This window comes from Kitasatospora sp. NPDC097691 (assembly GCF_040302665.1).
Classification (GTDB): Bacteria; Actinomycetota; Actinomycetes; order Streptomycetales; family Streptomycetaceae; genus Kitasatospora.
This window is the reverse complement of record NZ_JBEORY010000024.1, coordinates 75137-98835: the sequence shown is the minus strand read 5'-3', so window position 1 is coordinate 98835 and position 23699 is coordinate 75137. Positions and strand designations below refer to the sequence as shown.

16 protein-coding genes are annotated in these 23699 nt (G+C 75.9%); all 16 read left to right on the top strand.

Going from position 1 to position 23699, the window contains the following annotated elements; genetic code table 11:
- The first annotated feature begins 3 nt into the window (after window positions 1-3).
- Window positions 4-522, top strand: coding sequence for a phage tail protein (locus ABTY56_RS19145; RefSeq protein WP_097239622.1), 519 nt, complete (start codon window positions 4-6; stop codon window positions 520-522).
- Window positions 519-1346: a hypothetical protein gene (locus ABTY56_RS19140; protein WP_350630095.1), complete on the top strand. Its 828-nt coding sequence runs from the start codon at window positions 519-521 to the stop codon at window positions 1344-1346. Before ABTY56_RS19145 ends, ABTY56_RS19140 begins: the two co-directional genes overlap by 4 nt.
- Window positions 1343-2308: a hypothetical protein gene (locus tag ABTY56_RS19135; RefSeq protein ID WP_350630094.1), complete on the top strand. Its 966-nt coding sequence runs from the start codon at window positions 1343-1345 to the stop codon at window positions 2306-2308. Before ABTY56_RS19140 ends, ABTY56_RS19135 begins: the two co-directional genes overlap by 4 nt.
- Window positions 2305-3537, top strand: coding sequence for a Pvc16 family protein (locus ABTY56_RS19130; RefSeq protein ID WP_350630093.1), 1233 nt, complete (start codon window positions 2305-2307; stop codon window positions 3535-3537). The genes ABTY56_RS19135 and ABTY56_RS19130 overlap by 4 nt, the downstream gene beginning before the upstream one ends.
- A complete protein-coding gene (locus tag ABTY56_RS19125) occupies window positions 3534-5585 on the top strand; it encodes an AAA family ATPase (RefSeq protein ID WP_350630092.1) in 2052 nt (683 codons plus the stop codon). The genes ABTY56_RS19130 and ABTY56_RS19125 overlap by 4 nt, the downstream gene beginning before the upstream one ends.
- A 64-nt stretch (window positions 5586-5649) precedes the next feature.
- Window positions 5650-5940 (top strand): hypothetical protein, encoded by a 291-nt coding sequence (locus ABTY56_RS19120; RefSeq protein WP_350630091.1) that lies wholly within the window; start codon window positions 5650-5652, stop codon window positions 5938-5940.
- On the top strand, window positions 5937-9131 hold the full coding sequence (locus ABTY56_RS19115; protein WP_350630090.1) for an eCIS core domain-containing protein: 3195 nt from the start codon (window positions 5937-5939) through the stop codon (window positions 9129-9131). Before ABTY56_RS19120 ends, ABTY56_RS19115 begins: the two co-directional genes overlap by 4 nt.
- A gap of 22 nt (window positions 9132-9153) precedes the next feature.
- Entirely contained in the window at window positions 9154-9822 is a 669-nt protein-coding gene (locus ABTY56_RS19110) for a hypothetical protein (protein ID WP_350630089.1), read from the top strand.
- A 32-nt stretch (window positions 9823-9854) separates the two neighbouring features.
- Window positions 9855-10160 carry a tail protein X gene (locus ABTY56_RS19105; protein WP_350630088.1) on the top strand — a complete coding sequence of 102 codons (306 nt, stop codon included), beginning with the start codon at window positions 9855-9857 and terminating at the stop codon, window positions 10158-10160.
- Complete coding sequence (locus tag ABTY56_RS19100; RefSeq protein ID WP_350630087.1) at window positions 10157-11257, top strand: phage late control D family protein; 1101 nt, start codon at window positions 10157-10159, stop codon at window positions 11255-11257. The genes ABTY56_RS19105 and ABTY56_RS19100 overlap by 4 nt, the downstream gene beginning before the upstream one ends.
- A gap of 6 nt (window positions 11258-11263) precedes the next feature.
- Window positions 11264-11971, top strand: a complete 708-nt coding sequence (locus tag ABTY56_RS19095) for a phage baseplate assembly protein V (RefSeq protein ID WP_350630086.1) — start codon at window positions 11264-11266, stop codon at window positions 11969-11971.
- A gap of 82 nt (window positions 11972-12053) precedes the next feature.
- A complete protein-coding gene (locus ABTY56_RS19090) occupies window positions 12054-12419 on the top strand; it encodes a GPW/gp25 family protein (RefSeq protein WP_350630085.1) in 366 nt (121 codons plus the stop codon).
- Window positions 12416-14980: a baseplate J/gp47 family protein gene (locus ABTY56_RS19085; protein WP_350630084.1), complete on the top strand. Its 2565-nt coding sequence runs from the start codon at window positions 12416-12418 to the stop codon at window positions 14978-14980. The genes ABTY56_RS19090 and ABTY56_RS19085 overlap by 4 nt, the downstream gene beginning before the upstream one ends.
- Window positions 14977-17697: a baseplate J/gp47 family protein gene (locus ABTY56_RS19080; RefSeq protein WP_350630083.1), complete on the top strand. Its 2721-nt coding sequence runs from the start codon at window positions 14977-14979 to the stop codon at window positions 17695-17697. Before ABTY56_RS19085 ends, ABTY56_RS19080 begins: the two co-directional genes overlap by 4 nt.
- A gap of 91 nt (window positions 17698-17788) precedes the next feature.
- Complete coding sequence (locus ABTY56_RS19075; protein ID WP_350630082.1) at window positions 17789-20041, top strand: hypothetical protein; 2253 nt, start codon at window positions 17789-17791, stop codon at window positions 20039-20041.
- 142 nt (window positions 20042-20183) lie between these two features.
- Window positions 20184-23666, top strand: coding sequence for a DUF6519 domain-containing protein (locus ABTY56_RS19070; RefSeq protein ID WP_350630081.1), 3483 nt, complete (start codon window positions 20184-20186; stop codon window positions 23664-23666).
- Window positions 23667-23699: the final 33 nt, after the last annotated feature.

The following is a 23699-nucleotide window of genomic DNA, read 5'->3' as shown; positions in this document are numbered from 1 at the left end:
CTCATGGCCCAGTTCGCCGTCAACACCAATCGCTTCGACCCGTACAAGAACTTCAAGTTCAGGGTCAAGTGGGACGGCCGCTATGTCGCGGGCGTCAGCAAGGTCAGCAGTCTCAAGCGCACCACCGAGGTGGTGGAGTTCCGCGAGGGCGGCGACCCGTCCAGTGCGCGCCGCTCGCCCGGCCGGACCAAGTACGAGGCGATCACGCTCGAACGCGGAGTCACCCACGACCTGGAGTTCGAGGCATGGGCGTCCAAGGTCTGGCAGCACGGCGCCGCCCTCGGCGCGGAAGTGAGCCTCGCGGACTTCCGCAAGGACATCGTGATCGAGCTCTACAACGAGGCCGGCCAACTCGTCATCGCCTACAACGTGTTCCGCTGCTGGGTGAGCGAGTACCAGTCGCTGCCGGACCTCGACGCCAACGCCAACGCGGTGGCGCTCGCCCACATCAAGCTCGAGAACGAGGGCTGGGAGCGGGATCCGGCCGTGGTCGAGCCCAAGGAGGTCTCGTTCTCCGTATGATCCCCGGACTCGGTATCGGCCCGGCGCGCCCGGTACGGCTGCGGCACGGCCTGGCGGCGCGCCCCGCGACGACGGCCACCGTACGCGTGCTCACCGGAGCCGACGAGGCGGCCCTCGGCGGGAACGGCCCCGGTGGCGAGCACTGGGTCACCCTGGTGCTCGCGACCGTGGTCGCGGAGCTCGGCGGCAGCCGCCCCGAGCCCGACGAACTGCGGGCGCTCAGCGTCGGCGACCGCAATGCGCTGCTGCTCGCCCTGGTGGCCTCGACGTACGGCTCGCTGGTCGAGTGGGTGCTCGACTGCCCCTCCTGCGGTGAACGGCTGGACGCCGCCGTCGACCTGGTGGAGTTGCTGGGCGATGCCGCCCACGCTCCGTCCGGGCCCCGCCCGCCGGAGGGCCTGCCCGCCTTCCGGCTGCCCACCGGCGCGGACCTGGAGGCGCTCGCCGAGCTGGCGCCGACCGTTCCGGACCCGGCCGAGCAGGCCCGACGGCTGCTGCTGGACCGCTGCGTGACGGCCTGGCACACCGTGGACGAGGCGACCGTCGCGGCCGTCGAGACCACCATGGCGGCCGCCGACCCGCTCGCCGACATCGAGCTGCTGCTCTCCTGCGTCGCCTGCGCCACCCCGGTGCCGGCCGTGCTCGACCCGGCGGCCGAACTGGCCGCCCGGCTCACCCCGCCCCGCCGGCTGATGACCGACGTCCACGCCCTCGCCATGGCGTACGGCTGGACCGAACCGGAGGTGCTGGCACTTCCCGCACCGCGCCGGGCCGGCTACCTGACGCTCGTCGCGGACGGCGAAGCCTGGGACGGTGACCAGTGACGGCACCTGCCCCGGTGGGCCTCCTGCGCCGCCTCGTCGCCCGCGCGATGACGGCCGGCCCCGCCGCCCCCGGCCCGGATCACCCCCGGCCGGAGTCGGGCAACGGCCGGGACGCGTCCGCCACGCCGCTGCTGCGCAGCACCGCGGAGTCCCACCTCTCCTGGTTCGCCGCCCGGGCCGCGGCCGCCTCCCGCCTCCACAGCGCCCGGACGTCCCGCCCGGCCGATCCGCCGGGGTTCCCGGCCTGGCCGGACGCCGAGCACGGTCGGCCGGCGGACCCTCAGACCTGGGCCGCCCCATCGGGGCCGCGCCCCGAGGCCGGTGAGCGGCCGGTGCCCACCGGCCTCGACGCGTCAGGATCCGAGGCTCCCGCACCGCTGAAGCCGTACCCGCGGACGGCCCGTCCGCCGGCCGCCGAACGGCGTGTGTCACTCGGCCCGGTCCGAGCGGAGCACCGTACTCCGGCGGCACGGCCGGACGGGCCCGAGCAGAGCGTCGCCGGGCCTCCGGAGGCGGCCCCGGCGCACCCCGCGCCGCGCCGCCGCACACCGGGCGCCGGCCTCGGCCCGGTCGCCGGACCGGCCCGGGAGCCCGGCCTCAGAGCGCAGGACCCCGACCACGCCGCCAGACCGGACGGACCCGGGCCGCTCCCCGTCAGCCGGACCGCCGACAACGCGGCCGCCGCCCCGACGCTGCCGCCGGCCGTGGTGCTGCGCCCCCGCCCCGGCGATCCGGCGCACGGCGCGCCGGCCCCGTCGACGCCCGGCCGGGCAACCCGGCGCGGGCGGAGCACCGAGACGCCCGCACCGGCGCCGGTGGTCGTCCGGATCGGCCGCGTGGAGCTGGTCGTGACGCCCGCCGCGGCGGAGCCGGTCCCGGCCGCACCGCCCGCGCCGGCCGCCGGCCGGCACCCCGACCTGCTCGCCGCCCACCGCCGGCACGGCGGGGGGTGGCCCGGATGAGCAACGCACTCGCCGTTCCGACCGTCACCGCCTCCCTGGTGACCCTGCTGCAGGTGCGCATCGACGCCGCGCAGGTCAATCCCCGGGTGACCGTCAAGGCCGGAGCGCTGGACGACGACGCCAACCCGCCGGTGGTCGGCGTCCACCTGTACCGGATCGGCCGCAACGCCTCGCTGGCCGCCGACGACCTGCCGACCCGCCCCCCGTACGGTGGCACGCTGCGCGAAGTCCCCCGGACGGCGCTGGAGCTGCACTACCTGCTCACCTTCCGGGGCGGGAGCGTCTACCAGAGCGAGCAGCTGCTGGCGCTCTGCGCGGCCGCCCTGCACGCCACCCCCGAGGTGTTCGCCGACCTGATCGACCAGGCCACCGCGGCCCACCACGAGATCGCCGGCAACGACCTGGCCCGGGCCCGTGAGCGGGTGCGGATCCAGCCGGAGTCGCTGAGCATCGACGAACTGACCCGGATCTGGGCGCTGTACCAGCCAGGGGCCTTCGCCCTCAGCCTGGCGGTCGTCGCCGGGCCCGTCGTGGTGGAGTCCCCCGAGGTCCCGGGCACCGTCCTGCCGGTGCTCCGGACCGGCCTGGGCGCCCGGGTGCTGAACGGCCCCCGGCTGGACACCGTGGCCGGTCCCGACGGCCCGGGCGCACCGGTCAGGGCGGCCTCCCCGATGCCGGATCTGCGGCTGTTCGGCTCGGCCCTCGCACCGCTGCCCGGCGAGACCCTCAAGGTGCTGGTCGACGGCGCCCCCGCCCCGGCCACGGTGGTGGACACCACACAGCTGACCATCCCGCTGACCGGGGTGCGGCCCGGCCTGCACACCGTGCAGGTCCTGCGACTGACCGCGCCGCTCGACCCTGCCGTGTCCGTCACCGCTCCGGCCCTGGCCGGCGCCCCCCTCGCGTTCACGGTCCTGCCGACCCTCGGCCCGGTGACCGCCACGCCCGACCCCGGGGCGGGCGGCTACGACGGCACCCTCACCGCCGGCGTCCTCCCGCCGCTCACCGGATCGGAACGGCGGGTGCGGCTGCTGCTCGACCGGGTGCGCCCGGATGCGACCGTGGCGCTCGCGCTCGATGTGGCACCCGCGCCGCAGGCCTCGATCAGCGTCTCGCTGACGGCCGCGCCGCGCGGAGACTACCGGGTGACGCTGGAGGTCGACGGCGTCCGGAGCCTCCCGCCGCTCGACCTCCACGGCCTCTTCCTGCCGCAGGAGGTGACCCTGTGACCACCACCGAGGACGACCGGCCGGCCACCGGCGCCGGCACCGCCGCCCCGCCGCCGCAGGCCGCGCCGACGGCCGTCTGGGCCCGGGACAACCAACGGCACCTCGTGATGCAGGCCGGGGCCGTCGCCGCCCGGCTGGACGGGCGCCCGGCCGACGCCGAGCAGCCCGAGCGGGCCGCGGCGCTGCTGGCCGCCGAGGTCGCGGCGGACACCGGCACGCCCGTCGCGCTGCACCGGATCACGCGCCTCTTCGGCCTCACCCGCTTCGAACAGGACGTCCTGCTGGCCGCCGCGGCGCCCGAACTCGGCCTGCCCTGCGCCACCGGCCCGGCGACCTTCTCCCGGGCGCTCGCCACGCTTGCGGACCCGCACTGGAGCGCGCTCCTGCCCGACGCACCGCTGCGACACTGGCGGCTGGCCGACCTGCCCCTGGAGCCCGCGCCCGGCCGGTACGGCGGCCTGGCCCAGCTGCCGCTCGCGGTGGACGAGCGGGTGCTGCACGCCCTGGTCGGGGCTGTCACCCTGGACGAGCGGCTGCGCGGGCGGGCGCGGACGGCCGAGGACCTCTGCCGACTGACCCCGGCTCAGCTGGCGACCGCCGGGCAGCTCGCCGCCCTGGTCGCTCCCGGGACGGCCGCGCTCCCCCGCCCGGTCTCGCTGGTCGGCGAGGACCGTCTGACGCGCCGCCAGGCCGCGGTACAGGCGGCCCGCGCACTGGGGCTGACCACGCTGGTGACCGAGGCCGGGGACGTACCGCACGACGCCCCCACCGCCGAGCTGTACGGGCGCCTGCTCGCCCGGGAGGCGGCGCTGGGCGGCCGTCTGCTGCTGATCGAGGCACCGGACCGGCCGGTCGGCCCCGAGCACGGCACCGACGGGGACCCGGCCGCCTCCGCCGGGCTGGCGCCCGCGGTGCTGCGCCTCGCCGTGGACGCGGGCTCGTACGGCGTCCCGGTGGTCCTCTCGCTCGCCGAGCCGACGGCCGGCGCCGGCGCGCAGCCCGTCCTGCGGCTGCCGGCCGCCGGCCCGGGCGAACGGCGGGAGCTGTTCGCCGCCGCGCTGGCGGACGCGGGCCTGTCGGCCGGCCCGGCCGAACTGGCCGAGCTGGCGCAGTGCGCCCCGCTCACCCCGGCCACGATCGTGCTGGGTGTCGAGCGGGGCGTCCGGCTCGCCGCCCCCGCTTCGGGGGCCGTCCCGCTGCCGGACCTCGTGACGGCCTGCCGCGCCACTGCCGACCAACCGCTGCACGGCCTCGCCCGACTGCACCGCCCCGTGCGCGGGCTCGACTCGCTGGTGCTCGCCGAGCCCGCCGAGCGGGCGCTGCGGGCGCTGCTGGCGCAGGTCCGCCAGCGGGGCCGGGTGCACGACGAGTGGGGGCACCCCGGGCCGGGCCAGCGGGGTCTGGCGGTCACCGCCCTGTTCAGCGGGCCGAGCGGCACGGGGAAGACCACCGCGGCCGAGGCGGTGGCGGCCGAGCTCGGACGCGACCTGGTCTGCGCCGACCTCGGCCAGCTGGTCAGCAAGTACATCGGCGAGACCGAGAAGAACCTCTCCCGGCTCTTCACCGCCGCCGAGGCGGGGGCCGTCCTGCTCTTCGACGAGGGCGAGGCGCTGTTCGGTCGGCGCACCGCCGTCCACGACAGCCGCGACCGGTACGCGAACCTGGAGGTCAGCTTCCTGCTCCAGCGGCTGGAGACGTTCGGCGGGATCTGCATCGTGACCACCAACACCCGGGAGGCGCTGGACTCGGCGTTCCTGCGGCGGATGCGGTTCGTGGTCACCTTCCCCTTCCCGGACGCCGAGCAGCGGGCCCGGCTCTGGGAGCGGGCGTTCCCGGTCGGCGTCCCGGTCGACGGGCTGGACCCGGTACGGCTCGCGCAGGTCGCGGTGGCGGGCGGCACGATCGCCCAACTCGCGCTGCACGCCGCCTTCCTGGCCGCCGATGCGGACGAGCCGGTACGGATGGCGCACGTGCGCGAGGCCGTGCGGATCGAGTGCGAGAAGCTGGAGCGCCCACTGTCCTCGCACGAGCTGCGGGGGTGGGAGTGAGCGAGCGAATCACCAGGACGGGCGTGCTGAGCGAGCCGTCCGCCGTGCTGAGCGAGGTGGGCGCATGAGTGCCCCGGCCGGCCCGTGGACGGGCGGCGGCGCCACCGCGCCGATCGAGGTGGAGATCGAGCACCTGGTGCTGCGCGGCGTCCGGGAGGCGGACGTGCCGCAGGTCCTGGAGGTCTTCCGCCGCCGGCTGGCACAGCTGCTGGCCGATCCGGCGACCCCGCGCACACCGGTGACCGACGCCCGGGTGCCGGGCCCGGACGACCCGGAGTCCCCCGTCCGGGGCCCGGGCGGCGAGCGGCTGGGGCAGGAACTGGCGGAGGCCGTGGCGAGGGCGGTGCGGAGATGAGCACCCCGTCCGCCGGCACCGGCCTCGCCGGACCGGGCCGACCGCTGGAGGCGGGCACCCGCGACCGGCTGTCCGCCAACTTCCGGCACGACTTCACGCCCGTCCGGGTGCACACCGGCCCCGAGGCCGACGCCGCCGCCCGCTCGCTGGGCGCCCGCGCGTACACCGTCGGCCACGACATCGTCTTCGCGCACGGCTCCTACGACCCGCTCACCGCTCCGGGCCGCGCGCTGATCGCCCACGAGCTCGCGCACGTGGCCCAGCACTGCGGCGTCCCGCACGCCCCGAACCTCCTCGCCGCGGACGGCGCCCGCCTGCCCGCCGCTTCGGCCGCGCTGGAGCGGCAGGCCGAGCGAGCCGCGGCGCTTTCGGACCGCTCGCTGCCGCACGGCTGGTCCTGGCAGCGGGCGACGGCGCCCTTCCTGGGCCGGGCCGAGGAGACCCCGCCGCCCGCCACGGTCTGGCAGCCCTTCACGGTCACGTACGCGGGCGAGGAGCGCACCGTCGAGACGGTGCGGCAGCTCCAGGAGGACCCGGCCGTCGTCCTCGTCGACCTGGGCGCCTTCGTCCTCCCCCAGGAGAAGGGCCCGTGGAAGGAGGAGTACGAGGCCCTGACCACGATGAACGCCAAGGGCGGCAGCGCCCTGCAGGCCGTCACCGACGTCAGCGGCGATCACATCCGGGCGGAGCTGTGGCAGAAGCGCGCGCCGACCGACGAACTGCGCCAGCTCTGGCTCCAGCGCGTCAAGTGGCCCAGGGAGCTGGCCCGCCAGTGGTGGTACGAGGCGGGCGGGAAGGAGCAGAAGTCCGGGGAGTTCCGGCCGGAGTCGCGGGCCGACACGACCCAGATCGACCACATCGTCGAGCTCCAGCTCGGCGGCACCAACGTGCCCGCCAACCTCGCCCCGCACGATGCCAAGGACAACCGGGCGAGCGGGGTCAGGATCTGGACCGATCTGCGCAACGCCGCGAGCCAGGTCGTGAAGGCGCTGAACCGGCAGAACCCGGACTTCGAGCCCCGCAGTCTGACCCTGCGCTTCTCCGGCGTCGTCCAAAAAGGTGCCTACGAGGCGCCGGCCCTGGATACGCTGCCCGCCGGACCGGAGCAGCAGGACGCGGTGATCGCGAAGCGCCGGGGCCAGGCGGTGAACTCCATCGCGGTGCACCGCACCGCCCTCGCCGATCTGGCAGCGGGCACCCGGCCGAACCAGGCACAGCGGGCCGAGCTGGAGAAGGCCTTCGCCGACCGGATCGCCTACCCCGTCTCGGCGGGGCCCGCCTCCCACGTGTTGAGAGTGGCGCCCGAGATCCGGCCGACCGTGCCGGACCCGATCGCCGGCGACCAGGCCAACCACCCGGCGCGCGAGCTGATCCCGGGCATGCTGCTGAAGTCGCTGCACCGGACGGTGGACCACAGCCACGACACCGTCACCGCGAGCTTCGAGGGCGTCCGGGCCGGCACCCGGGTGCCGCTGGCGGTCTCCCCGCTCAAGGGCGGCGGCGACTTCCCCCTGAAGGTGGTCGACCCGGCCGCCACCGGCAGACTGGAGTTCCCGAACAAGACCGAGCGGATCGAGTTCACCTACCCGTACCTGAGCACCGGCCACCTCGACCTGAGGATGGCCGAGGAGGGCCTGGTCGGGAAGGGCACGATCACCCCGAGCATCCCGCTCCTGAACCGGGTGCCGATCGCGGTGACGCTGGACCGCGAGGGGTTGCACGCCTCGGTGAGCCCGGACCGCAGCAAGCTCTCGCTGCCGCCGTTCAGGATCACCGACGCCTCGCTGGCGATCTCCCTCGGACCGGACTTCACGGCAGGCGGCCACCTCGGCTTCGAGCTCGCCCGCCTCCTCACCGGTGACCTGACCGCGGGGGCGGACGCCGCCGGACTGTTCGCGACCGGCACGCTGCACGCCGCCGTGCCCGGACTGGACCGGGCCGAGGCCGCGGTGACGTACCGCCCGCACACCGGGCTGACCGGCCGGCTGGACCTGCGGGCCACGCCCCGGGCCGGGCTGGTGACCGGCGGCGCGGTGTCGGTCGGCTTCGCGGGCGGCCACTGGGACGCGACCGGGGAGGTCGAGCTGTCGGTGCTGGGCACCCCGATCGACCTCAAGGTGGCCAGACGCGACGACCGGCTGGTCTACTCCGGGCACGGCACCGTCACCGTACCCGGCCTGCACCCGTTCGAGCTGCGGGCCTCCTACGACGGCGAGCATGTCACCGGCTCCGGGCACACCACCTTCACCGTGCTCGGCCTCGACGGCACGATGGACCTCGCCTACGACGAGGGCCACTTCACCGGCAAGGGCACGATCAGGCTCAAGCGCGACCGGGTGAGCGGGCAGCTCGTCGCCGTGCTCGACCGGGAGGGCCGGATCTCGGGCAGGGGCGAGGTCCAGCTGGAGATCCGGCCCGGCCTGGTCGGCCGGGCCGCCGTGCTGCTCTCCCCCGACCATCGGCTGCGGGTCGAGGGCGAGTTGCGCTTCCCGCCGTACCGGTTCCTGGAGCCACGGGGCAACCGCTACCAGATCTTCGACATCCCGTTCCCGGAGATCCCGCTCTTCGCCGTGCCGCTCGGCCCGGTCTCGCTCGGCCTGGTGGCGCAGCTGAGCGCCGCAGCGGCGTTCAAGTACAGCTTCGGACCGGGCGAGATCCGAGACCTGGTGATCGCGGCGGCCTTCAACCCGCTGGAGCAGGACACCGACCTGGAGGTCGGGGCCAAGGCCCGGCTGGTGCTCCCCGCCGAGGCGGGCCTGGAGCTGCGGGTGCGGGCGGCGGCCGGGCTCTCGGCGGGCGTGGCCAGCGTCACCGGCGGCATCAGCGTCACCGGCGGGGTGCTGCTGAAGGGCGGTCTGAACGCGGAGGCGGCGCTGGTGTACGCCCGGAACGTGCTGTCCTTCGACGCGAAGGCCGAGATCAGGGTGCAGCCGGTGCTCACCCTGAGCATCGCGGCGGACATCACGGCCAAGGCGCGGCTGCTGGGCGAGAAGAGCTGGCCGTACGAGCTCGCCGCCTACGCGTACGCGACCGGTCTGGAGTTCGGTCTGGTCGCGCCGTTCCACTACCAGTCCGACCAGCCGCTGCGGCTGCCCGAGGCGAAGGACATCCAGTGGATCACCCCGAAGATCGACGTGATGGCGCTGGCCGGGCAGATCACCGACCGGGTCCGGAGCGGGCTGGCGTTGTAGATGCGCGGGATTGGGGTTGTCGATGAGCGAGTTTCCCGGCCGGCCGAGGGTCACCAAGGGGGCGCTGCTGGTGTTCGGGTCGGTCGTTCCCGTCCCCGTGCAGCTGATCGTGTTCCCGTTGAACCCGGACTCCCTTGCGCGGCGCTTCGACTTGGGGCAGGCCGCCGGGGCGAAGCCTCCCGCCGGGGCGGGCGAGTCGCAGACCCCCGCCACCACGCCCGTCGAGTCGCTGACCCTGTCGCTCGCCCTGGACGCCGCCGACCAGTTGGAGCGCCCGGACGCCAATCCGATCACGTTGGTCAGCGGGTTGCTGCCGGTGATCTCGGCGATCGAGCAGCTGATCCATCCCTCCACCGTCCTGGCCAAGTTGACGAAGCTGCAGGCGGAGATCGGGCTCGCGGTCATCACGCCGCAGGGGCTGAACTGGACGGTCCTGGTCTGGGGCGCGGGTCGGGTGCTCCCGGTCAAGGTGGCCGGCCTGTCCGTCACCGAGCAGGCCTTCGACGCCAGGCTGAACCCGATCAGCGCCCGCGCGGAACTCCACCTCACCACGCTGAGCCAGGACGAACTCAAGGCCGCCCCCGTGTTCATCAGCGCGCTCGCCGACGTGCACGCGGTGGCCCGGGAGGTGTTCTCGGCGGTGAACACCGCGCAGTCCGCCGCGCGGGCGCCGTCCGTCCTTCCGCTGTGACCGCCCCTCACCCGCCTTTCGCAGGAGGCCCGATGTTCGACTCCGGAAGCCGCTACCGGGACGTCCCGGTCGCGGTGCACGTCGACGAGCGGGGCCGGCCCCGGCCGTGGGTGACCCTGCGCGTGCCGCCGGCCACGGGCCCGACCGTCACCGGCACGACCCGGCCGCACGACCGGCTGGACCTGCTCGCGTACCGGGCCTACGGCGACCCGGGCGCCTGGTGGCGGATCGCGGACGCCAACCCGGCCGCCGCGGCCGCCGGCCCGGCCGCGGTGCTGGAGCCGCCCGGCACGCCGATCGAACTGCCGCAGCCCGTCTCCCCGGAGGCACTGTCGTGACGGCCGTCACCGCCGTCCTGCTGGTCGACAACGCCCCCGCCCCGGGCGAGGTCCTCGACGCGCTCCAGGAACTGGTCGTCGAGACCACCCTGGACGCGCCCGGCACCTTCCGGCTGCGGCTCGGCACGGGGCTGTCCCCGCGCGGCGAGTGGCCGCTGCTCGAAGCCGATCGGTTCACCGCGGGGCAGAGCGTGCGGATCGGGGCCGTCATCGGCACCGTCCCGCTGCCGGTCTTCCTCTTCGCCGGGTACGCGGCGACCCGGTCCGTGGTGTACGGCGAGAACGCCGGGGACTCCTCGGTCGAGGTCGGCGGCCTCGACGCCACCGGCCTGATGAACCTCCAGGACCGCACCCAGGCCTGGCCCAACCTGCCGGACGCCGTGATCGCGGCCCAGATCTTCGCCGGCTACAGGCTCGTCCCCCAGGTCTCACCGACCGGCCCGGTGCTGATCGAGCCCGAGGGCACCACGGTGCAGCGCGGCAGCGACATCCGCTTCCTACGCCGGCTCGCCCGGCGCAACGGCTTCGAGGTGTACACCCTGCCGCAGGCCAACACCGGCATCGAGGTCGGCCACTTCCACGAGGTCTCGGCCGAGGGCCTGCCGGTCGCCACGCTCGCCGTCCGGGCCGGCAGCGCCAGCGGGGTCACCGACCTGCGGATCGGCCACGACATGCTGCGCGCCACGACCGTCACCGCGGACGCGATGGACCTGCGGCACAGCGGGCAGAACGCCGAGGTGACGGCCGTCAGCAGCACGATCGGCGGCACCAGCGTGCTCACCGGGCTGAGCCCGACCCCGGTCACCCGGCTCACCGGCTCCGCCCTGACCGGCGCGGGCGACCTGCGCAAGGCCGCCCAGGCCCTGGTCGACCGGGCGGCCCTGGCGATCGTCGCGGAGGGGACGGTGGACGCCTCGGTCGGCCCGCTGCGCCCCGGCGACCCGATCCGGCTGGCCGGAGCCGGACCCGCCTACAGCGGCCCGTGGCTGGTCCGCAAGGTCGTGCACCGGATCAGCCCCAAGGCGTACAGCCAACGCTTCACCGCGGTGCGCAACGCGGTGGGCGATTCGGGACTGCTCGGCGCACTGGGAGGCTGAACGAACGTGCTGGACCACGCACTGCTGGCGATCGGGGCGAGCACCGACCGCTACTTCGGCAAGTACCGGGGGGAGGTCACGAGCGTCGACGACCCGTTGAAGTCGGGGCGGCTCAAGGCCAAGGTGCCCGAGGTGCTCGGCGACGTCGAGACCGGCTGGGCCCTGCCGTGCACCCCGTACGCGGGGCAGCGCTCGGGCCTGTACACCGTGCCGCCGGTCGGCTCCGCGCTGTGGGTCGAGTTCGAGGCGGGCGATCCGTGCCGCCCGATCTGGACCGGCTGCTGGTGGGGGCCGCTGGAGGCGCCCGGCGCGCCGACCTCGCCGCTGCCCAGCCCGGGCCGACGCGAACTGACCAGTGAGACGGGCCTGACCGTGGCCCTGGACGACGACGGCCACACCCTGACGGTCAGCGACATGACCGGGCAGAACCTGCTGGAGATCAAGGCGGACTCCGGCCAGGTGACACTGCAGGCGCTCACCCAGGTGACCCTGGAGGCGCCGCTGGTCAACCACGGACGGCAGGCCTCCGAGCCGGCCGTCCTCGGTACCCAGCTGCTGAGCTACCTGACCCAGCTCGCCACCCTCTTCAACACCCACATCCACCCGGGCATGGTCGCGGGGCCGCCGGCACTGCCCGTCGTCCCGACCCCGCCGGTCGCCCAGGTCCCCCCTCCCACACCGGCCCTGCTCAGCGTCAAGAACCTGGTGGAGTAGCGCAGATGACAGCAACCCGGCCCGGCACCCGTCCGGACCCAGGACCAGCGGGACCACGCCCCGGCACCGCCCAGGAGGCGTCGTGACCGGGCCGCTCTCCTTCCCGCTGCGCGTCGACGGCACCGGGCGCACCGCGAGCGCCGACCCGGACCGCCACGTCCGCGAGCTGGTCGAACTGGTGCTGCTGACCGAGCCGGGCGAGCGGGTGATGCGGCCCGACTTCGGCTGCGGGCTGCGCTCGCTCGTCTTCGCGCCGCTCGGGGACGTCCTGGCAGCGGCCACCCAGGCGCTGATCAAGGCCCAGCTGCACACCTGGGTGGACGACGTCGTCGCGGTGGACGGGGTGGACACCGTGTCCCGCGAGGACGGTTCCCTGGTGGTCACCGTCACCTACCGCCGCCGTGTCGACCGCGGCGCCGGAGTCGTCCAGGTGGTGGTGCCGGCATGACCGAGGCGATCCTGCCGCCCGACCCGCTCTCCCGGCGCCGGGCCGAACTCCTCGTGGAGGAGGAGCGCGGCAACGGCATCGACTACGTCGAGGTGGACACCGCCGACCACAGCCGGCTCACCGTCGGCCTGCTGCGCGACCTGCCCGCCGGCGCGGACCCGTGGAAGCTGGTCAGTCGCCCCGACCAGGTGCTGGTCAAGGGCGGCGAGCGGATCCGCGGCATCCGGGTGCGGGCCGTCGCCGTCGCCGACGCGCGGACCCTGCTGGTGCGGACCGACAGGCCCGGCGACTTCAGCCGGTACGAACTGGAGCTGGCCGTCCCGGACCTCGACCCGGTGCTGCGCCGGATCGGCTTCTCCTTCATGGCCGCCTGCCCCTCCGACCTGGACTGCCGCACCCCCGGCGCGGGCCCGGCCGACCCCGGCGGGCCCGAGCCGCTGCTCGACAGCGCGGCCAAGGACTTCGCAGGCTTCCGCCGGACGCTGCTGGACCTCGCCGCGCAGCGCCACCCCTCGCTCGCCGACCGGCACCCGGCCGACCCCGCCGTCACCCTGCTCGAACTGCTGGCCTTCCACGCCGACCAGCTGTCCTACGCCCAGGACGCGGCCCTGCTGGAGGGCTACCTCGGGCTCGCCCGCCGCCGGGTGTCGGTGCGCCGGCACGTCCGGCTGGTCGACTACGCGCTGCACCAGGGCCGCAACGCCGCCACGGCGGTGCACCTGGCGGTCGAGGCGCCCCTCACCGTGGCGCGCGGCACCCGGCTGCTGACCACGATCCCGAACCCGCTGCCCGGCGAGAGCGGCGCCCCGGGACCCGGGATCCGCGCCGAACTGGTCGACCGCAAGTCCCTGGCCGCGCCCCCGCTCGACGGTTCGGTGGTGTTCGAGACCGCCCATGACCTGACGGCCGATCCGCTCGGCAACCTGCTGCACCTGCACCACTGGGGCGAGGACGCCTACTGGCTCCCGGCCGGCGCCACCACCGCCTGGCTCTGGGCCGAGAACCCGGCGCAGCCCGGCACCGCCGCCGAGCCGGTGCTGAAGGCCGGTGACCTGCTCGTCCTGGAGCAGGTCCGCTCGCCGCGAACGGGGCTGGCGGCCGACGCCGACCCGACCGCCCGCTGGGTCGTCCGGCTGACCGACGTCCAGCCAGGCGCCGACCCGGCCTACCTGCCTGCCGTCACCCGGGACGCCGACGGCCAGGTGCGGCTGACCGAGCGCACCCACGACGCCGACCCGCAACTGCCGCTGCTCGCCGTCCGGTGGGCCGCCGCCGAGGCACCCGACCGGCCGGTCTGCGTCCGCGCCGTGCAAACCGACGGCGACGTGCTGGAGGACGTCTCGCTCGCCCGGGGCAACACCGTGCTCGCCGACCACGGCGCCACCGTCGACGGGGTCGACATCACCCCGGACGGCTGGGACCCGACGGCCGCCGGGCCGCTCGGCGGGCCGCTCGACCCCCGGCTGCGGCTGCCGGACGGCCCGCTGACCCATCAGGCGGGCGCGCCGGACACCGAGCGGACCGACCTGTCCGGCGGCCCCCGGACCGCCGTCCCGGCCCTGACCGTCACCGCCCGGCCGCGCTCGGGCCCGGCCGAGGTGTACTCACCGGTGCCCGACCTCTTCGACAGCGGGCCGAACGACCTGCACCTGGTCGTCGAGGTGGACGACACCGGGCACGGGCTGATCCGCTTCGGCCGGCCCCCGCTGGGACGGCCGCCACTGCAGGCCGCGACCTTCGAGGCCCGCTACCGGATCGGCAACGGCACGGCCGGCAACATCGGTGCCGAGGCGTTGGCACACATCGTCCTGCCCGGGGCCGACGCCGACCTCGTGCAGACCGTCCGCAACCCGCTTCCGGCCACCGGCGGCACCGAGCCGGAGAGCGTCGAGCACGCCCGGCGCCTCGCCCCCGACGCCTTCCGGGCCCGCCAGGAGCGCGCCGTCACCGAACAGGACGCCGTCGACGCCGTTCTGCTGCTTCCCGCCGTACGCGCGGCGGTGGCCGCACTGCGCTGGACCGGCAGCTGGTACACCTGGCTGGTCTCCGTCCTGCCCGCCGACCCCGCCGCGCTGGTGGACGGCGGCGGCAGCCACCAGGAGCTCTCCGCCGGCCTACGGGCCCAGGTGGTGGCCGCCCTGGACGCCGTCCGGCTCGCCGGACAGGACGTGGACGTCCGGCCGCCGCAGTTCGCCGCGGTCGAACTCGCTCTGCACGTGTGCGCCGCCACGGGGCACAGCCGGGCCGTGGTGCGCCGCGCCGTACGGGACGCCCTGCTCGCCGGCCGGCTGCCGAACGGGCGACCGGGCCTGCTCGCCGGGCCGGCGCTCGGCTTCGGCCGTCCGCTGCTCCTCGGCGAGGTGTACGCGGCGGTGGCCGCCGTCCCCGGGGTGGACTCGGTCAAGGCCCTGGCGCTGCGCCGCTACGACGCGCCCGACAACGGGGAACTCGCCGCCGGGCGCTTGGACGTGGCGCCCTGGCAGGTGCTCCGGCTGGACGACGACCCGAGCCTGCCGGAGCGCGGAGTGCTGCGCCTGGAGATCGACGGAGGTACCCCTTGAGCGCTTCCGGCACCTGTCCCGGCGGCCTGCCCGCCACCCCGCTGCCGGTCGACAACCCGGCGGGCCTGCCGGCGCTGCGCGCCCGGATCGGCGGCTTCGCCTCGTTCCGGCGGACCATGCTGGAGCGGATCGCGGCGCAGCCGGAACTCGCCGGGCTCACCACGCGGGACCAGGACGACCACGCGATCACGCTGCTGGAGCAGTGGGCCGCGCTCGGCGATGTCCTGACGTTCCATCAGGAACGGTACGTCAACGAGCACTTCCTCGGCACCGCGGTGCTCGACGAGAGCGTGCACCGCCTGGTCGAACTGATCGGCTACCGGCCGCGGCCGGGCGTCTCCGCCACCGCGACGCTGGCGTTCACGCTGGCTGTCGGCGCCGCGCTCACCGTGCCGACCGGCTTCCCGGTGCAGAGCGTGCCCGGGCCCGGCGACCAGCCGCAGACCTTCGAGACCCTGGAGGGGTGCGCGGCCGACTGGCGACTCAACGCCCTGCCCGCGTACGGCCGGCCGACAGCGGTCGACCCGCTCACCGGGACCGGCGGCGCGCTGGTCCACCCCGCCGACGCCCCGCGCTGGGCCGGGCGGCTGCGGCCGGGCGACCCGATGCTGGTCGTGGTCGAGGGGGAGGTCGCGATGCGCGTCGAGGTCGCCGCCGAGGCGGACGGCTCCGGCTCGGTCGTCCGCACCACCGTCGCCGCCCTGGACGCCGGGCCGGACGGGCTTCGGCTGCGGCTCGCCGCCCAGGCCCCCGCGGCGGGCGCGGCCGCGTACCGGCCCGCCCGGCCGCTGCTGGTCAACGGGCACGACGCCCCCGACACCACACCGCCGACGCCGTCCAAAGACGGCGGCAAGGTCACCTGGGACCTCGGGACCCCGGTCGACCTGACGATCCCGGCCGCCGCGCCGCTCCCGCTGGACCGCAAGCACGAGTCGCTGGCCGTCGGGACGCCGCTGCTGGTCGTCGACCCCGGCGCGTTCACCCGGGTGGTCCGGGTGAAGGAGACCGCGCCCGGTACCGAGAAGCTCCTGGGCAGCGCCGGGCCGACCAGCCAGGTTGTTCTGGTCACCGTCGAACCCGATCTGCCGGAGATCGCGGACCGCCGCGCGCTCCAGGTCGTCGAGCTCGACGGTGAGGCGGTCCAGTGGCTCGGCCAGGACTACCCGGACCGGCTCGGGAACGAACTCTGGATCCCCGGCCTGGCCGTGGCCGCCCCGCAGCCGCCGACCGCGGCCGGGGCGACGGCCGCCCCCCAGGCCGGGACGGCAGCGGCCGTGCCGGGTGACGCCGTACGGGTGCTCGGCCCGCCCGGCACCGACCGGGCCGCGGCGCCCGTCGTGGCGCCCGCCGACCTGCCCATGGGCCGGCGTCTGGTGCTCGCGGCGCCGGGCGGACGGGCCGTCACCACCACCGTCCGGGGCACCGTCCGGCTGGAACCGGCCGGGGCGAACCCGCCCGCCGGGGGCGTGCGGGCCGGCGACGCCTGCTACCTGGTGGTGCCGCTCGCCGCGCAGCCGGAGGACACCGCACCGCTGGACGCCGCCGCCACCACGCTGCTCGGCAACGCCGCGACCGCGAGCCACGGTGCCACCGTCTCCCGCGAGGTGCTCGGCTCCGGTGACGCCTCGACCGCCTTCCAGCGCTTCACGCTCGCCCACGGCCCGCTGACCCGGGTGCCCGAGGCCACGCCCGAGGGCTCCGTCGCGGCGCTGACCGTCAGGGTCGGCGGGCTCGCTTCCCGGGAGGTGCCGCAGCTGCTCGGCGCCGGGCCGGACGAGGACGTGTACGAGCTGCGCACCGAGGCGGACGGTTCGACCGTCGTGCAGTACGGCGACGGGACGACCGGCGCCCGCCCGCGCAGCGGCGCCGCCAACGTCGTCGCCGACTACCGGTACGGCGCCGGGCTGGCCGGCCGGGTCGGCGCCGGCACCCTCACCCAGCCGCTGCACCGCCTGCCCGGGCTCGAAGCCGTGGCCAACCCGGCCGCCGCACAGGGCGGGGCCGACCGGGAGGACGGCAGCGCCCTGCGCGAGCGGGCCCCGGGGACGGTCCGGACGCTCGGCCGGGCCGTCAGCGCGGCGGACTGCGCGGACCTGCTGGTCGCCACCGGCCAGGTGGCCAAGGCCCGGGCCGCCACCGTGTGGGACGGCCGCGGCCTGCTGATCGCGGTGACGGTGGCCGGGCCCGCCGGCGGCACCTTCGACGCCGCCGGGCGCCGGCTGCTGGCCCGGACCGCCGCCTCGGCCGGCCCGCCGTACCGGCGCGTGGTGGTGGCGGACTTCGCCCCGGTGCCGCTCGTGGTCACCGCTGCCGTCGCCCCGGACCCGGCGGCCGAGGCCGACGCCGTCCTGGCCGGGGTGCGCGCCGCCCTGGCCGAGCGGCTCGGCTTCGACCGCACCGAACTCGCCCGCGCGGTGCACCTGTCCGACCTCTACCTCGCCGCCTCCGCGGTGCCGGGAGCGGCGGCCGTCACCGTCACCCGATTCGGCTTCGCCCGCCCGCCCGGGCTCCCGGACGCCGTCTGGGCGGCGTTCCTGGCCGACCACGGGGCCGACCCGGCCGACGGCCCCCTGCCCGAACGGCTGCGCCTGCTGGACGTCCGGGCCGGCGCGGGCGGCGGCGTGCTGCCGGCCGAACTGCCGGTGCTCGCCCCCGAGGCGCTCACCGTCGCCCTGGCGGCCGCGCCGCCCGCACCGGCCACCCGCGGCCTGACATGACACCCCCGCACCGCCCGTCCCGTCGGCCCGCCCACCTCACTGTGGGCGGGAGTCCGACACCCAGCCCCGACACCCCCCGGAGGTGGCCCGCATGACCGCCGCAGACCAGCTCTACGCCCAGCTCCCGGCCGTGGTCAGGGCCAGGGACGCCGAAGCCGGCAAGCCGCTGCGGGCCCTGCTCGGTGTCATCGGCGAGCAGGCCGACGCCATCGCCGCCGACATCGCGCGCGGCTACGAGGACCACTTCATCGAGACCTGTCAGGACCAGTACGTCCCGTACCTGGCCCGGCTGGTCGGCACCGTCCCACTGTACGACGCCTCGATCGCCCAGGACGACGCCACCGCCCTGATCGAGTTCGACGACCTGCGCGGCCCGCGCCTGCTCCCGTCCGCCGGGGCGAGCGCGCGCGCCGACGTGGCCCGGACCATCGCCGTACGGCGGCGCAAGGGGACCGTCTCGGCGCTCGCCGACGTCGCCCAGCACGCCTGCGGCTTCCCGGTGCGGCTGGTCGAGGGCCTCGCCCGGACGGCCTGGACGCAGCACCTGCGGCACACCCGCCCCGACCTCACCACCGCCCGGCTGCCCACCCGGCTGGACAGCGCACTGGCCGGCACGCCCTTCGACCGCACCAGCCGGCTGGTCGACGTGCGCCGCCCGGACGGCCCCGCCGGCTGGTACCACCCGGGGCACGTGACCGTCGCCGTCCACCGCGAACGCGCCGCCGCCCACCAGCGGGTGCCGGCCCGCCAGGCCGACCAGCCGTGGCGCCACCGGCTGGACCCGCTCGGACTCGACCGCCCGCTGTTCACCCGGGGAAACCGCACCGCCGACCTGCCGCCCGGCTTCGAGGCCGCGTCCGTCCCGGCACCGCTGCGGCCCGCGCTGTTCGAGGCCGACCTGCTCGCCCACCCCGACACCTCGGCGGCGGGAGGCCCGCTGCCCTCGCCCACCACGCTGTACGGCCCGGTCGGCGACCAGGCCGACGCCCCGGCCGCGAGCCTCGGCATCTGGTTCGACGACCGCTTCGCCGCCCCGACGGCCGACCCGGCCGACCCCGGACAGCTCCACGCCACCGTGGTCAGCCGCCGGCTCGACCCGTGGCCGGCGGCCCGGCCGGACGGCGCGGTGCTCGCCGTCGACGTGCGCAACGGGCGGGTGGCCGTGGGCTCCGGGCTCCCACTGCCCGCCGTGCTGCGCGGCTCCTTCTTCCACGGCACGGCCGGAGTGGTCGGCGGCGGGGACTACGACCGCTCCGGGTGGCTCGCGGCCGGCGAGCCCGACCAGGTGCTCACCGTCGCCGCGCTCGGCGCCGACCACACCACGCTGACCGACGCGCTGGCCGTCTGGGCCGCCGGCTCCGCCCGGCACACCGTCATCCGGATCCTGGACAGCGAGGACTACGCGCTGCCCCCCGGAGTCACCGTCACCGGGCGCAGTCTGCTCGTCGAGGCGGCCGACCTGCAGCGGCCGGTGCTGCGCCCCTCGCCCGCCGACGGCACCCTCTCCGTCCGGGGCGACGGCACGCTCACGCTGTCCGGGGTGGCCCTGGACGGCCGGATCACCACCGGGCCCGCGCTCGCCCGGCTGCGGCTGCTGCACTGCACCCTGCTGCCCGGCGGTCCGCGCGACCAGACCGGCGCCCCGGTCGCGGACGGGCCGAGCATCACGGTGGACGGCCCCTCCCCCACGCTCCGGGTCCAGCTCGCCTTCTGCGTGCTCGGGCCCGTCCGGCTGGACGCCCCGGCGGACGAGGTGCTGCTGCTGGACTCGGTGGTCGCCGGACCCGTCACCGGACCGGCCGCGGCCGTCGAGGCCGTCACGGGACCCGGCGCGCCAGGGACCGGGCTGCGGGCCGAGCGGTCCACCTTCCTCGGCACCGTCGCCACCCGGACGGTCGAGGCCAGCGAGTGCCTGTTCACGGCCCGCCTGACGGCCGCCCGCACCCAGCAGGGCTGCCTGCGGTACAGCTACCTGCCACCGGACGACCCGGCCCACCCGGCCGACGCCGGCCGCACACCCCGCCGCTTCGCCTGCCAGCCCGACTCGGCCGTCGCCCGGGTGCTGGCCGCCCACCCCTACGCCACCGGCGCCGCCCGTGACGCCCTGGTGGACGCCGAGCAGCGCCGGGTGCGCCCGGTGCTGGTCTCCCGCCACTACGGCGACCCGGGCTTCGCGGAGCTGGACCCGCGCTGCCCGGCGGAGATCGCCACCGGCGCGGAGGACGGCAGCGAGATGGGCGTCTACTGCCACGTCAAGGAGCCCCAGCGGCTGGACAACCTGCGGCGGCGGCTGGACGAGTACCTGCCGGCGGGCATCACCGCCGGCATCACCGTCATCGTCTGACCACCACCGTCCGCGGGAACCCCCGAGGGCACCCCGACGGTCCCCGAGGCCACCCCGGGGAGCCCGGAGGAGCCCGCCCCGCGCCCGCCGCGCCGTCCGCGCGTACCGGGCAACCCATGCAGCGATCTCGAAGGAGCCGTACATGCCGGGCGACTACACCCGCCTCAGCTTCGACCCAGCCGAGGACTACAGCCGGCCCCGGGCCGAACAAGGCCGGATGCTGCGGGATGCCTACCTCAACGAGCTCGCGGACGGTCTGGACCACCGCCTGCGGGCGCTCGCCCTGGACGTCCTCGGCCCGTGCACCGCGCCGCTCGACCTCGACACCGGCGGCGCCCCCACGTCCACCGGGTTCCGGATCGAGGCCACGGCCGACGGCACGTCCTTCACCATCGGCCTCGGCCGCCTCTACCTGCACGGGCTGGCGCTCGACAACAACGGCAAGGTCGGCCCGCAGGCCCTGCAACCCCCGCAACCCCTGCACGTGGAACCGGGGCTGCAGGACCTGCGGGCCGCGGCGCCCGTCCGGTACACCGACCAGCCGTACCTGAGGAGCGTCCCGGAGCTGACGCCCGGCCGTCGCGTGGTGTACGTCGAGGCCTGGGAGCGCGAGGTCACCGCGGTCGAACGACCCGACCTGATCGATCCCGCCATCGGGGTGGAGACCGACGCCCGGGTGCAGACGGTCTGGCAGGTGAAGGTGCTGCCGGACCCCGCCGACGACGTCGACTGCGGCACGCCGGACGCCGACGTCCCGGGCTGGGCCGCGGCCACCGCTCCCTCCGCCGGCCGCCTCTCCACCCGGGGCGTTGCCGTCCCCGCCTCCTCCGACCCGTGCAGCGTGCCGCCCGACGCCGACTACCTGGGCTGGGAGAACCGGCTCTACCGGGTGGAGGTGCACGGCGGCGGCACGCTCGCCCAGGCCGGCTTCAAGTGGTCCCGCGACAACGCGAGCGTGGCCGCCGCCGTACTCGGCGTGGACGACACCCGGACAGTGCTGACCGTCTCCCGGACGGGGCGCGACGACGTCCAGCGGATCCGGGAGGGCGCCTGGGTGGAGGTCCTGGACGAGACCCGGGAGCTGTCCGGCACCCCGGGGTTCCTCGCCCGGGTGGTCACCGTCGACCGGGTCGACGACCCCACCCAGCAGGTGACGCTCTCGGCCGCCCTGCCGGCGGACTTCGACCCCACCGACGCCTCGCTGCGGACCAGGCTGCGGCAGTGGGACCAGGGCGGCGCGGCGGTCGGCGCCGACGGAACCGTTCCGGTCTCCGCCGCCACCGGCGGTCTCGTGCTGGAGGACGGCGTCCGGATCACCTTCGCCGACGACCCGGCCGGCGGCACGCTGCGCACCGGGGACCACTGGACCTTCACCGCCCGCTCGGCCGACGGCAAGGTCGAGGAACTGGACCAGGCACCCCCGCAGGGCCCGCACCGCTTCTACGGCCGCCTGGCCGTGATCGACCTCCCGAACGAGGTGGCGGACTGCCGGGGCGCGTGGCCGCCGGCCTGCTCGGAGTGCGGGGACTGCACGGTCTGTGTGACCCCCGAGTCGCACGCCGACGGCATCCTGACCGTGCAACAGGCCGTCGACCGGGTGCGCAGGACAGGCGGCCGGGTCTGCCTGGCGGTCGGCCAGTACGAGCTCGACGAGCCCGTACTCCTGGACGCGGCCCAGGGGGTGACCCTCTCGGGGCACGGCTGGCTGACGGTGCTCAGACACCGGGGGGTCGGCCCGGCGCTGGTGCTGCTGGGATGCCGCGGGGTGACGGTCAGCGACCTGGCGGTCCTCTGCGACCCGCCCATCCTCCGGGAGCCGGACGGTGGGGGCGGAGCAGAAGGAGGCGGAGCGGAAGGGGGCGACGGGGGCGGGGGCCCGTTCACCGCGACCGGCATCGCGCTGACGCGCTCGACCGGTGTCGACCTGCTCCGGTGCGCTGTCGTCCGGACCTCACTGCTGCGCAACGGCGGGCCGCAGATCCTGCGCGCCCTGATCAGCGGCCGGGGCGTGGTCGGCGACCGGAGCCCGCTGGGAGGCGAAGCCGTCATGACGGCGATCGCGCTGTCCGGCACGGTCGTCGGGCTCGCCGTCCGCGACTGCGCGCTGCTCGCCGATCTCGCGATCGCCCCGCCCTTCCAGCCGGACCAGCGCTCTACCGATGGCCGGAGGCAGTTCGACGGAGGCCGGTTCCTCCTGCTGGCCGGCTTCGAGCTCGCCGACTCGCTGGTCTACGGCGTGGAGGGCGGCCTGCTGCTGGACGAGCGCGTCCAGCTCGCGCTCGGCGCCACCCTGCACGACTGCCTGATCGTCGGTGACGGCGGCGCCGCCGTCACCTGGCAGGCCACACCCATGAACGCCTCCCTGACCATCCGGGACTGCCGGATCGACGGCGGTGGCGCCGGGATCGAACTCGCCTCCCCCGACAGCGAGATCCGCCACTGCCGGATCACCGCGCGAGCCGCCGCCGACTTCGCTCCGGCCGGGGGCCGCGACGCGGAACAGCCCCCGCCCCGGCTGGACGGCACCGGGATCGCACTCACCGCCCCCCGCCTGGCCGGCGTCCTGTCCGCGGTGACGGTCACGGGCTGCACCCTGGCCACGGCGGCGCCCGCCGTCGCCCTGCAACTCGCGCAGCAGGACGTCGTGATCGCCGACAACCGGCTGGACGGCGGCACCGGAGGCGTCATCATGCGTCCGGGGTCCAGCGGTACGCGCGTGGTCGTCCGGGGCAACGAGGTGACCCGGACCGAGCGGCCCGACTTCCGGTTCGACCCGGGCCAGGAAATGGTCGGCGTCTGGCTGACCGGCGTGACCGACGGCGAGGTGCGCGGCAACCGGATCCACGACCTCTACCCCGTGCCGGCCATCGACCCGGAACGGTTGGATATCGTCGCCGTCGCCCTCCAGGAATGCCGCTCCGTCACCGTCGCGGACAACACCCTCGACGTGCCGCTCCCGGCCGGAAGCACGGCCCGCCTGGTCGCCGGGGTGGTCGGCATGAGCAGCTCCGGCCGGATCGACGTGCTGGACAACGTCATCACCAGCGGCGGCAGGCCCGACCAGGCCGACGGCGGCGGCCCCGCCCTCTCCGCCATGCTGTTCTCCCTCGGCCGGACCCACATCGACACCGCCCTCTTCGAGGTACCGGCTCCCCGGGAACCGCTCGACCCGGAAGCCGACGCCGCGACGGTGTTCGCCCACATGGGTAGCACCGGCTGGTACGCCGAGCAGGAGGAGGGACTGGCTTGGGTGACGGCCGCCCGGGTGTTCGCCCCGGACACCACCGTCCTGACCGCCGCGACCATCCGGGGCAACCGGATCGAGGCGGACGGGGACTCCATCGCCGTCCAGAGCATCCTGAACGGGCCGCTGCTGCTCAACGACAACCTCGTCCGCCGGTCCGACCAACACACGGGTGAGGCGAACCAGAGGACCCTGCTGAACGCCTCCGCGAACAGCATGGTCGTCTCCGCGAACCACCTGGAGACGAAGGCCCTCACCGCCGTCCAACTGGACGTCCCGGTCAACCGCATGGCCGTCACCGGCAACGTCGTCAAGGGCGCGTTCCTGGTGAACGGCCAGGGCCTGCCGGCGCCCTGGGCCGCGATCAACGTCGTGATGTAGCGAACGCGCTCGCGGTTCCCCTCCCCCGCCCGC

Bases quoted from the DNA above. Each gene is read 5' to 3' on its own strand.
- ABTY56_RS19145 (WP_097239622.1), top strand. From the start codon at position 4: ATGGCCCAGTTCGCCGTCAACACCAATCGCTTCGACCCGTACAAGAAC.
- ABTY56_RS19140 (WP_350630095.1), top strand. From the start codon at position 519: ATGATCCCCGGACTCGGTATCGGCCCGGCGCGCCCGGTACGGCTGCGG.
- ABTY56_RS19130 (WP_350630093.1), top strand. From the start codon at position 2,305: ATGAGCAACGCACTCGCCGTTCCGACCGTCACCGCCTCCCTGGTGACC.
- ABTY56_RS19120 (WP_350630091.1), top strand. From the start codon at position 5,650: ATGAGTGCCCCGGCCGGCCCGTGGACGGGCGGCGGCGCCACCGCGCCG.
- ABTY56_RS19115 (WP_350630090.1), top strand. From the start codon at position 5,937: ATGAGCACCCCGTCCGCCGGCACCGGCCTCGCCGGACCGGGCCGACCG.
- ABTY56_RS19110 (WP_350630089.1), top strand. From the start codon at position 9,154: ATGAGCGAGTTTCCCGGCCGGCCGAGGGTCACCAAGGGGGCGCTGCTG.
- ABTY56_RS19105 (WP_350630088.1), top strand. From the start codon at position 9,855: ATGTTCGACTCCGGAAGCCGCTACCGGGACGTCCCGGTCGCGGTGCAC.
- ABTY56_RS19085 (WP_350630084.1), top strand. From the start codon at position 12,416: ATGACCGAGGCGATCCTGCCGCCCGACCCGCTCTCCCGGCGCCGGGCC.
- ABTY56_RS19075 (WP_350630082.1), top strand. From the start codon at position 17,789: ATGACCGCCGCAGACCAGCTCTACGCCCAGCTCCCGGCCGTGGTCAGG.
- ABTY56_RS19070 (WP_350630081.1), top strand. From the start codon at position 20,184: ATGCCGGGCGACTACACCCGCCTCAGCTTCGACCCAGCCGAGGACTAC.